Genomic DNA, 9,507 nt, shown 5'->3' with positions numbered 1-9,507 from the left:
ATCACCACGATTCCGGGCGGTGGCACTCTGGGCAGCCCGCGGACCATCACGACCTCGGGCGGTGGCGCCCTTCGCAGCCCGCGGACCATCACACCCGCCACAGGCGACGCGGTCGGCATCCACTTCACCGGCAACGCGACGGTGCTGCTGCCGTACGGCCCCGCCGCGACGCGATCGTCCTGTCTCACCCGCGCCGCGACCACGGGGGCCGCGCGGGTGAGACAGCACCTGGACCACACGGCGTCGATCCTGACCGCACCGCACCGCACCGCACCGCACCCCACCGCACCGCACGCGGCCCGCGGCCTCGCCGTGCGGTGGAATCCGTGCACGGCTCTGAGGCCGCTGGCCGCGGGCCGCGTGCGCTGCGGGGACCGCACGGTGATGCGTTCGTTCACCGCCGGCCCCCTCCGGTCCGGGGGCGCCCCGGAGGTCCGGTTGAGTCAGCCCTTCAACCGCCCCGGATCAGGCCACCCGCCTGCTCTCCTGCCCGGACTCTTCCTCCTCCTCGTCCGGCAGATGGACGTCGTCGACGGAGATGTTGACCTCCACGACCTCCAGGCCGGTCATCCGCTCCACGGCGTTGATGACGTTGGTCCGGACGTCCGCCGCGGTGTCGGCGATGGCGGCGCCGTACTCGACGACCAGATCGAGATCAACGGCGGCCTGGCGCTCGCCGACCTCCACCTTCACGCCCTGGGTGACCCCACTGCCCCCACCCGGAACCCGCTGACGAACAGCCCCGAAGGCCCTGGACATTCCTCCGCCGAGGTTGTACACCTCGGGAATCTCCCGGGCCGCCATGCCCGCGATCTTCGCGACGACCGTGTCCGCGATGGCGGTGCTTCCGCGGGTGCCGGGAGCACCCTTGCCGTCCTGCGATGCATTCTTGCGCTGAGTGGTCTCCGTCATGACCGCCACCTCGATGATCGGTGAGGGAATGAGCAGCATCGTTCCCCTCCACGGTAGAACAAAGGGGCGTATGGGGCGAAAGTGGTGATTCGTCGTTCCCTGAGCGCTCCACCCCTCCTGGGTGAGGTCTCCTCGTCCCGCGGCCACCCCTCCACCGGGCGGCAGGGGAACAAGGCAGTCGGCCTGACCACCACGCACCCGGACGGCGCCCGTACGTCCCAGCGGAATGAGCCACCGGCCTGACCGTCTTCGCGGCCTCCCAGCGGGGCGCCCACCGGCAGAAGAGGTCGGAGGTCAGCCTCACTGATCCCCGCCCGCCATGACCGGAGAGCGGCCGAGGCCAGAGACCGCGACGCTCGTGGCCCTCGCGGGAGATTGGCGCAAACGGCCGTGGCTTCGGATCAGGAGGTGGTCCGTCCCTCGGCCCGGGGATGGACAGGGTCGGTGATGGCGACCAGGAGCTGCGATGCCTGGGTGATGTTGTCGGCGCGGACCGCTCGGGCCATCGCGGTGCGTGCGGCCGCGGGTGTGGCGTCCGGGGGGATCAGCAGCAGCGCGAAGTGGTCGTTGTGGCCGCGGGTGATGAGGACGGTGTCGTCTCCGACCGGGTCGGAGTCGAGGTGTACGACGCGGTCGTCGATGACCAGGCGGGTCGGAAGGCCGTTCCAGGCGGAGGCGTCGAGTCCGACGCGCGTGATGGGGCCGAGGTGCTCGGTGAGGGCCTTGACCAGGGCGGGCAGCTCCGTCGTGATGTCCCTGGAACGCGGCCACCACGCGCCGTCGAGAATCCCCGTCCGGGACGGTGTGGTCTCCAGCCGCACCAGGGCCGTGCCCTGTCTCACCGCATGATGGAGTCCGACCGGCAGAAGCAGCGGGGCAGGGTCGGAATCTTCGGAGTCAGCCATCGTGGTCTGCCCCTCTCGGAGTTACGGCCGCTTGCTCCGGGCAGCACCGCGCGACGCGAGCCTTGCCCGGCATGCTGCCGTCGTGGTTTCACGGTACTCCCGGGAGCTTGTGCGCCGCCGCCCCTCTTGGCTGCCACCGGTGCGCCGTACGCCCGAAAGTGCCTGGTGACGAAACGGTTCGGGGCCCTCGTGCAGGAGTAGAGTCGAAGGACCGGGAGCATTTCGAGCCCCAGCTTCCACGCAGGTGCCGTTCCCGGCGATCACCGAACACCGGGCTGCCGACGGGCAGCCCGGGGGCAGGTCCGCGCCATGACCACGATCCTCGGCCGCACCATGCTGGACGACCGCGCCCCAGGGCTTCCGGTGCGTCTGTCCCTGACATCGAAGACCACACTGGCAGGCCAGCTCGACGGCGCGTGGTGGCCCTACAGCCGCGACCTGACCGCCGAGCTACCGCCGCTGGTGGCGGCCCTCGACGAGCCCTGGGGTCACATCACCCGCGTCACCGTGAACCCCAGCCGCTGGCCCGTCATCCCTCACGAGGTCGCTGTGGACGGCCGCAGCGTGCACGTCGGATGGTTCACGGAACAGGATGCGGACAAACTGATCCTGCTCTCCTACACCGTCGGCCGCTGGGACCTCCTGGTGATCCCGCCGACGACCGACCCCGCCGCCGCGGCCCGGCTGATGGCCGCAGCAACGATCCCCGGGAGCGTCCTGAAGGCGGGTGTCCTGATGGCCAACGAGGCCGCCATCGGACGCAGCGTGCGGGACAGCCGGAAACGGGAAGACACCTGGGAGGACGAGGGCGGGGCGTGTATGTCGCCCTACGGGCGCCCGATCGGGCGGCGCGTCATGCAAGAGCCGATGCCCGGGAACATCCAGAGGTGACAGACATGGAGACCATCGTCCTCATCGCGGCGTTCCTCATCGCCATCGCCCTGGGCATGCGCCTGATCCATCTCCTCAACGCCCAGCACGACGCACGCATCGCCGCCCACCACTACAGCGACGCCCTGCCCGGCGTCGGCAGGCGCAGCCGCAAGCACCACAGGCCGTCGTCCATGCCCACCGCCCCGGCCGCCCACCCGGACACCGCCCGGCCCAACGGGATTTCCCCCACCGGTGCCCCGCCTCCAGCCGAAGGGACCACACCCCCCTTGAGAACGATCGAGACCGACGCCGAGACCCTGCCGCCGAGTGGACAGGCGGAAGTCCGCATCGTCGCGGCTTCCCCGGAAACCGCCCGTGCGGTCGCCGAGGTCCTGCGCCATTGCTTCGCCGGCACCGAGCAGCGCAGCTACCCGGCCCCGGGCGGCGGCACCCGGCTCCATCTCACGGTCGACACCGAGACCGCTGCCGGACCCGCCCGTTCCTGGCTGACCAGCAGCAGAACGCCCGCCGGCAGCCGCACCGAAGCCCACGCCGACGAGATCTGAGGCGGCCTCGGCCCGCCTGAGAGGAGCACGCCGGCTCTGGCTGGGACGTTGCGACCGAAGCGGCCGACCTCCTGCCTGGTGACACCCCTGGAGGCAGACAAGGACGCGGGTATGGCGGACAGTGAACGGCGTGACAGCAGGGTGGTGGACCGGTCGGAAGGCTTCGGCGAACGGCTGCTGGGCGTCCTGCTGGACCGTGCGCACGAGATGCCGCCGCAGCTGATCGCGCCGCTGATCGCGGAGGAGGTCAGCAGAGTCGGTGGCCGGGACGTCTCGATCCTCTTGCAGGACTACGGGCAGCAACACCTGGTGTCCCTGCCCGGCACGCGGCTGGTCGTCGGCGAGCCAGAGCCGATCGATGACTCCCACGCCGGCATCGCCTTCCTGCGTGCCACCCCGGTCGAGGTGCCGCAGGCCGGCGGCGTCCGGATGTTCCTGCCGTTGCTGGACGGCAGCGACCAGGTGGGGGTGATGGCGCTGACCCTGAGTACCGTCGATGACGACGACCGGCGTCTGTTGCGCAGACTCGCCGGCCTGGTCGCCGACATGCTGGTCACCAAGCACAGCTACACCGACCAGTTCTTCCTCGCCCGGCGCCTGGAACCGATGAGCGTGGCCGCCGAGATCCAGTGGTCCCTGATGCCGCCGCTGGCCATGGCCGTGCCGCAGGTCGCGGTGGCCGGCATCCTGGAGCCCGCCTACAACGTCGCCGGGGACAGCTTCGACTACGCGCTCAACGGCGACATCCTGCACCTCGCTGTCATCGACGCGATGGGCCACGGCCTGGACGCCGCCACGATGGCAACCGTCGCCATCGGCGCCTACCGGCACGCCCGGCGCGCCGACATCAGCCTGTCCGAGAGGTACGCGTTCATGGACCGGGCCATCGCCGAGCAGTTCGGCCCCGACCACTTCGTCACCGCGCAGATGATGCACCTGGACATCACCACGGGCCGGCTGCGATGGGTCAACGCGGGCCATCCCGCACCGCTGCTCATCCGCAACCACAGGGTCGTCCGGCGACTTCACGGCCCCACCACCCTGCCGGTCGGCTTCGGGGGCGAACAGCCCCGGATCAGCGAGCTCAGGCTGCAGCGCGGCGACCGTGTGCTGTGCTTCACCGACGGGGTGATCGAGGAACACGATGCCGGCGGCGAGCAGTTCGGCGAGGAACAGCTCATCGACTGCGTCAACCGCATCCAGCAGACCGAAGAGGGAGTACGGGCGATGGTGCGCTCCTTGTCCCACACCCTGAAACAGCGACGCGGAGGAAGCACCAGCGACGACGCGACGCTCTTCCTGATCGAGTGGCGCGGCGGAGCCGCCGACCACCTCGCAGCCATGGATTGAACCGGCACCGCCACCCAGGGGGCACGAGCCAGCACCACACCCGCGCCCACCATTCCCACCTGGGCGTATGCGCCGTCGTCCTTGTCGCTGAAATCTCCTGTCGAGGCGGCGAGGACCATGAGCGCGCCGATCATGAGTGGGGCGACGGGCACCGTCATCCATACCAGCGACTTTCCGGACAGGAACACGAGGCAGCGGCGCCCGTCCAGCGGAACGGTCTCTTTCCAGGGCTGCCCGTGCGGTTCGGCCGCGTAGCATCACGCGCACCAACGCCACGGCGGCAACGCCTGTGGCGAGCAACGAGACTGTCACCAGTGTGACGGCCACCGGGAGATCCGCCCCTTCGGGATCATCCCGGCCGCGGTACCAGCCGATCCCGGCCGATGCCACGAGCCGGCCTCCCGCGATTGCGGCTGTGGCCAGTCCGGTCCACAGCATGTCGCGCATCGCCACACTGCGTCGGGAGAGGATGTCGATGGCTGCCGCACGATCGGACAGGAGTTTGGCGCGGTCGAACCATGCCAGGGTCTGTGGGTCCGGCGGAAGCTTCAGCGTGCCTCCGGGCTTCATGACGACGCACCGTCCTCGGCGGCATCCGGGGAGAAGACCGCGCCTTGTGATCTTTGGGAGATGTCATGGGTTTGCTTGCGGTCCTCGATGAAGCTGTGGCCACTCTCAAGGCTCCTCTGGGCGAGGACGACCGGGCGCAGGACCGGACCGATGATCTCCGAAGAGAGCTGCAGGCAGAGATCTCGATCAATCGCTCTCTATGGGGGAGCCCCGGACCACCAGCGTCCACGAGCGGTCCGGGGCTTCCGTCGTCGTACGCGGCTACTGGACGTCGTTCGAGGCCAGACCGATGAAGCGTTCCAAGACCTCTTTGGCCTCGTTGCCGTTGGCGCGTATGTCTCTTGGCTTCGTTCACTTCAAGCGGCAGCGTTTGTTCAGCAGTCTGGGCGGCAGTTCGTGATCGACTGGCTCGCTGATGTTCACGAGAAATGAAGGCAGTCTGATGTCCGAGCATCCGGGATGATCGCGGGAGGAGTTCGGATCTGCGAGGGAAGGAACGGCGCGATGGCGATCAGTGGGCTGAGCCAGGAGAGGACGGCACGCCTTGAAGTGCTCGTCGACGAGTGCCGGCCGCTGTTGGCAGGGGACGGCGGGATGGCTGCCGTGCAGCGGCTGCTGAGCGAGCGCCGGGTCGAGGTGCTTGATGCGGTGGTGATCACGCGTGAACTGCTGGGGGCGGGTCCCACGTCGCTCGCGGAGGCGAAGACCGTCGTTCTGACGAGCCCAGGCAGAGGTCGTGAGCTGACGGTGCACGAGCAGTTCATGGACGGCTTGGAGCAGGGCGGTGCCATCGGCCAGTGACAACCGGCTGGTCGGCGCCCCGCCACCCGGGAAGGTGGCGGGTTGCAGGAAAGCTGTCAGTGAACCGCTCCGGGATCGGTGGAGGCTCTATGCGTTGACTCCAGCCGCCGGTTGGGGCTGGTGTTGAGCGTAGTAGTTGGTCTCGTGCTCGTGGGGCGGGATGTTGCCGATCGCGGTGTGAAGGCGCTGGTTGTTGAACCAGTCGGTCCATTCCGCGGTGGCCAGTTCAACGTCCGCCAGGCCGTGCCAGGGCTTGCTGGGCTTGATCAACTCCGTCTTGTAGAGGCCGATCTGGGATTCCATGAGCGAGTTGTCCAGGGCGTCGCCGAGGGTGCCGATCGAGGCGTCGATGCCGGCGTCGATAAGGTGCGCGGTGAACGCGAAAGATGTGTACTGACTGCCCTCATCGGATGGTGAACCAGTCCCGGCCCAGCGGGAGTTCCAGCCCGATCGCGCCGCCATAGGGCCATGTCGGCGGCGTCGAGGACGAGCTTGGCCCGTTTGCTGGTGGCGGCGGACCAGCCCACGATCGCCCGCGAGAACACGTCCACGACGAACGCCACGTAGACGACCCCGGACCAGGTGGCGACATAGGTGAAGTCAGCCACCCACCGCTCGTTCGGACTGGACGCGGTGCAGTCGCGCCTGAGCAGGTCCGCGGCCCGCCCCTGGCCGTCGTCGCGGATGGTGGTGCGGATCTTCTTCCCGCGTCGGGCGCCCTCCAGGCCGAGGTCGCGCATCAGCCGGGCGACGGTGCAGCGTGCCGCCGGTATGCCTTCGCGGTGCAGTTGCCGCCACACCTTCCGGACCCCGTAGACGCTGAAGTTGTCCGTGTGGACGCGGCTGATGTGCGTCTTGAGTTCCGCGTCGCGGACCGCCGGGGTGCTGGGGGTGCGGTTCTTCGCCGCGTAGTAGGTGCTCGTTGCGATCTTGAGTCCGTGGCTGGTCAGGACACGGCAGATCGGCTCGACTCCGAACACCTGGCGGTGTGCGTCGATGAACGCTACGAGCGTTTCGACGGCCGGTCGAGCTCGGCCGCGAAGAAAGCCGACGCCGCCTTCAAGATCTCGTTGGCCCGTCGCAGCTCGGCGTTCTCGGCCCGCAGCCGCTTGATCTCCGCAGCGTCCTCGGACGTGACGCCGGGCCGCTGGCCGGCGTCGACTTCGGCCTTGCGGACCCAGGTCCGCACCGTCTCAGCCGCACCGATCCCCAGCTTGGCTGCGACTGCCTTCATCGCGGCCCACTCGGTTGGGTAGTTGGGACGGATCTCCGCGACCATGCGCACCGCGCGCTCACGAAGCTCGGCAGGGTAGGGGGACGGACGCGCCATGACTCGATCCTCTCAGGGAATCGAGCCTCCATCAGACCCGGAGCGGTTCAGTTCAGAGCCGTCGCCACCGCTATGACAAGCGCGGATACATCTACTTGGGCACCATCAACGCCGCCGCTGTCCTCATCTGGCTCCGATCATGACCGGAGAAGCAGGCGCTATCTGATCACATATGTCTGCTGTCTGGGAGGCCGTGCAACCTCTCCGCGACCCCGGCGGGACAGCGGCGAGTTCGCTGCCCCAGCCTGGGTGCGCGGTGGTGGTCATCGGTTTGCAGGTCGTGCTCAGACCAGGGTGGATATGCAGAACGGGTGGCCTGCGGGGTCCAGCAGGACCCGCCACCGGTCGGGGTCCGGCTGGAACTCGGGCTTGACGGCCCCCAGGGCCAGCAGCCGGGCCTGCGCAGCCTCCAAGTCATCGACGCCCAGTTCGATGTGGGCCTGCTTTTCCTGGGAAGTAGCCGGCCAGGTGGGACGGCGGTAGTCGGCCAGCCGGTTGAACCCGAGTCCGGCCGCGCCTTCCTGGCCGAGGAGGACGAAGTCGTCGGTGGAGAAGACGACGGGCAGACCGAGGACCTCGCCGTAGAAGCGGGCCAGTTCGGCGGGGTCCGGGCAGTCGAAGGTGACGGCCGAGTAGCGGAACGTGGGTGTGGAGGTGTTTTCCGTGGTCATGAAGGGGACCCTAGGCCGGGACCAGGACAGATTCGGTCCAGGTCATGTGGAACACTCGGGAACGTGATCAGCGCATCCGCCCGCCTGCTGCGACTGGTCTCCTTGCTTGCCGCCAGGCCGTCGTGGACCTGCGGCGAGCTGGCCGACCGGATGGCGGTCACCGACCGCACGGTGCGGCGGGACATCGCCAAGCTCCGGGAACTCGGCTACGCCATCGAGTCCGATCCGGGACCATGGGGCGGTTACCGTCTACGCGCCGGAGCCCGGACGCCGCCGCTGATCCTTGATGACGGAGAAGCACTTGCCGTTGCTGTCGGACTGCGCGAGGCCGCGCTCAGCGGTGCTCTCGGCAGCGACCAGGCCGCGCTGTCGGCGCTGCTGAAACTGCAGCAGGTTCTGCCCCAGCGCATCGCGGACCGGCTGACCGAGATGGATGACGCCTTCGTACACACCCCCAGACCCGACGAGCCGCAGATTACGCCCGGCATGCTGCTGGAACTGGCCGCCGCGTGCCGCCGAGGCGAGCGTGCCCAACTGTCGTACCGCGACTGGGAAGGAAAAGCCACGGTCCGGGACATCGACCCGTACCGCCTCGTTCACACCGGACGCCGCTGGTACTTCGTCGCCCGGGACGTGACGCGGGACCAATGGCGAACCTTCCGGGCCGACAGGGTCGACCGACTGCAGCCAACCGGGCACGCGGTGGAACTCATCGACCCACCCGACCCGGCGCTGCTCGTCTCCCGCTCCGTCGCTACCGGCCCCTACCCTCTCTCTGCCACGATCCGTCTCCCGGTGTCCATGAACCAAGCCCTGCGGCTGATTCCTACGACGGTCGGCACCCACCGTCCCGAAAGCCCCGACACCACGATCGTCGACGTCGGCGGTCCCGACGCGGACGGGCTCGCCAGGTACCTCCTCAGCCTGGCCACACCCCTGAGAGTCCTCTCACCGGACGCTGTCCGGCAGGCCCTGCTACGCCGTACCCAGGAACTCTTCGAGGACAACGCGAACGGTCAGTCCCGGTAGAGCGACGTTGCGCAGGAACGAGCTGTGGCCCAATGACCAGGACCAGGCGCTACTGATCGGAGAGATACTGCCTAGCACGGAGCCCCTGTGTACGGCACTGTGTCCCCGACTGGTTGAGCCAGGCTAGGGGGAATTGGCGTTGTGGGAGCAGTTGCCAGCTTTGCTGGGTGTTGTAGTTGGAGCCGCGAGTTCCTACGTGGCGACGAACATCACGGAGCGGAGCCGGTGGCGACGAGGCAGAGCTGAGCGGTGGGATGAAAAGAGGCTGGACGCGTATGCGTCCTACGCCAACACCTTGAAGCAGCAGCTGAGCGTTGCACAGCGCATGGGTGCGGCAAGAGGGTTTCCGCATGCAGTGGACCCGCTGGATCCCGAACAGGGCATGACGCAGCTCGCCGAGAATGAAGTACGGCGTGCAGCCGAGTGGGAACCTCAGTCGTCCGCTACTAAGACGTCGTCTCATTTGGAGTGCTGGGTAATCTGCACCGTGTGGTGATGGT

General features: G+C 68.4%; 9 protein-coding genes and 1 pseudogene. 5 read left to right on the top strand and 5 right to left on the bottom strand.

From position 1 onward, the window contains the following. The 3 genes from ACFU3E_RS30435 to ACFU3E_RS30425 all read right to left on the bottom strand — a co-directional run. Positions 1-188: hypothetical protein (locus ACFU3E_RS30435; protein ID WP_384165291.1), on the bottom strand; the 188-nt coding region annotated here is incomplete at its 3' end. A 277-nt stretch (positions 189-465) separates the two neighbouring features. After that, a complete protein-coding gene (locus ACFU3E_RS30430; protein WP_384165389.1) occupies positions 466-912 on the bottom strand; it encodes an Asp23/Gls24 family envelope stress response protein in 447 nt (148 codons plus the stop codon). 401 nt (positions 913-1,313) lie between these two features. Beyond that, positions 1,314-1,817, bottom strand: coding sequence for a DUF5994 family protein (locus ACFU3E_RS30425; protein ID WP_384165288.1), 504 nt, complete (start codon positions 1,815-1,817; stop codon positions 1,314-1,316). 309 nt (positions 1,818-2,126) lie between these two features. Here ACFU3E_RS30425 and ACFU3E_RS30420 point away from each other — a divergent pair, with 309 nt between their 5' ends. From ACFU3E_RS30420 to ACFU3E_RS30405, 4 genes are all read left to right on the top strand, one after another. After that, on the top strand, positions 2,127-2,708 hold the full coding sequence (locus ACFU3E_RS30420; RefSeq protein WP_384165285.1) for a DUF5994 family protein: 582 nt from the start codon (positions 2,127-2,129) through the stop codon (positions 2,706-2,708). A gap of 278 nt (positions 2,709-2,986) precedes the next feature. After that, entirely contained in the window at positions 2,987-3,256 is a 270-nt protein-coding gene (locus ACFU3E_RS30415) for a hypothetical protein (protein ID WP_384165386.1), read from the top strand. A 111-nt stretch (positions 3,257-3,367) separates the two neighbouring features. After that, positions 3,368-4,606, top strand: a complete 1,239-nt coding sequence (locus ACFU3E_RS30410) for a PP2C family protein-serine/threonine phosphatase (protein WP_384165282.1) — start codon at positions 3,368-3,370, stop codon at positions 4,604-4,606. Between the two features lie 1,074 nt (positions 4,607-5,680). Then, the gene (locus ACFU3E_RS30405; protein ID WP_384165278.1) at positions 5,681-5,977 is read left to right on the top strand and encodes a hypothetical protein; all 297 of its coding nucleotides are present in this window, start codon (positions 5,681-5,683) and stop codon (positions 5,975-5,977) included. An 87-nt stretch (positions 5,978-6,064) separates the two neighbouring features. Here ACFU3E_RS30405 and ACFU3E_RS30400 read toward each other — a convergent pair. After that, a pseudogene (locus tag ACFU3E_RS30400) lies at positions 6,065-7,307 on the bottom strand (IS3 family transposase). Between the two features lie 284 nt (positions 7,308-7,591). Further along, on the bottom strand, positions 7,592-7,978 hold the full coding sequence (locus tag ACFU3E_RS30395) for a VOC family protein (protein ID WP_384165275.1): 387 nt from the start codon (positions 7,976-7,978) through the stop codon (positions 7,592-7,594). A 63-nt stretch (positions 7,979-8,041) separates the two neighbouring features. Here ACFU3E_RS30395 and ACFU3E_RS30390 point away from each other — a divergent pair, with 63 nt between their 5' ends. Beyond that, complete coding sequence (locus tag ACFU3E_RS30390) at positions 8,042-9,007, top strand: helix-turn-helix transcriptional regulator (RefSeq protein ID WP_384165272.1); 966 nt, start codon at positions 8,042-8,044, stop codon at positions 9,005-9,007. Positions 9,008-9,507 lie beyond the last annotated feature (500 nt).

This window comes from Streptomyces sp. NPDC057424, assembly GCF_042803315.1.
GTDB lineage: Bacteria > Actinomycetota > Actinomycetes > Streptomycetales > Streptomycetaceae > Streptomyces.
The sequence above is the reverse complement of the archived record's forward strand: the minus strand, read 5'-3'. Positions and strand labels throughout refer to the sequence as shown.

What these genes read in the sequence shown, in the direction of transcription:
- ACFU3E_RS30430 (WP_384165389.1), bottom strand. Translation starts at nt 912, where the DNA reads ATGACGGAGACCACTCAGCGCAAGAATGCATCGCAGGACGGCAAGGGT.
- ACFU3E_RS30410 (WP_384165282.1), top strand. Translation starts at nt 3,368, where the DNA reads ATGGCGGACAGTGAACGGCGTGACAGCAGGGTGGTGGACCGGTCGGAA.
- ACFU3E_RS30395 (WP_384165275.1), bottom strand. Translation starts at nt 7,978, where the DNA reads ATGACCACGGAAAACACCTCCACACCCACGTTCCGCTACTCGGCCGTC.
- ACFU3E_RS30420 (WP_384165285.1), top strand. Translation starts at nt 2,127, where the DNA reads ATGACCACGATCCTCGGCCGCACCATGCTGGACGACCGCGCCCCAGGG.
- ACFU3E_RS30405 (WP_384165278.1), top strand. Translation starts at nt 5,681, where the DNA reads ATGGCGATCAGTGGGCTGAGCCAGGAGAGGACGGCACGCCTTGAAGTG.
- ACFU3E_RS30425 (WP_384165288.1), bottom strand. Translation starts at nt 1,817, where the DNA reads ATGGCTGACTCCGAAGATTCCGACCCTGCCCCGCTGCTTCTGCCGGTC.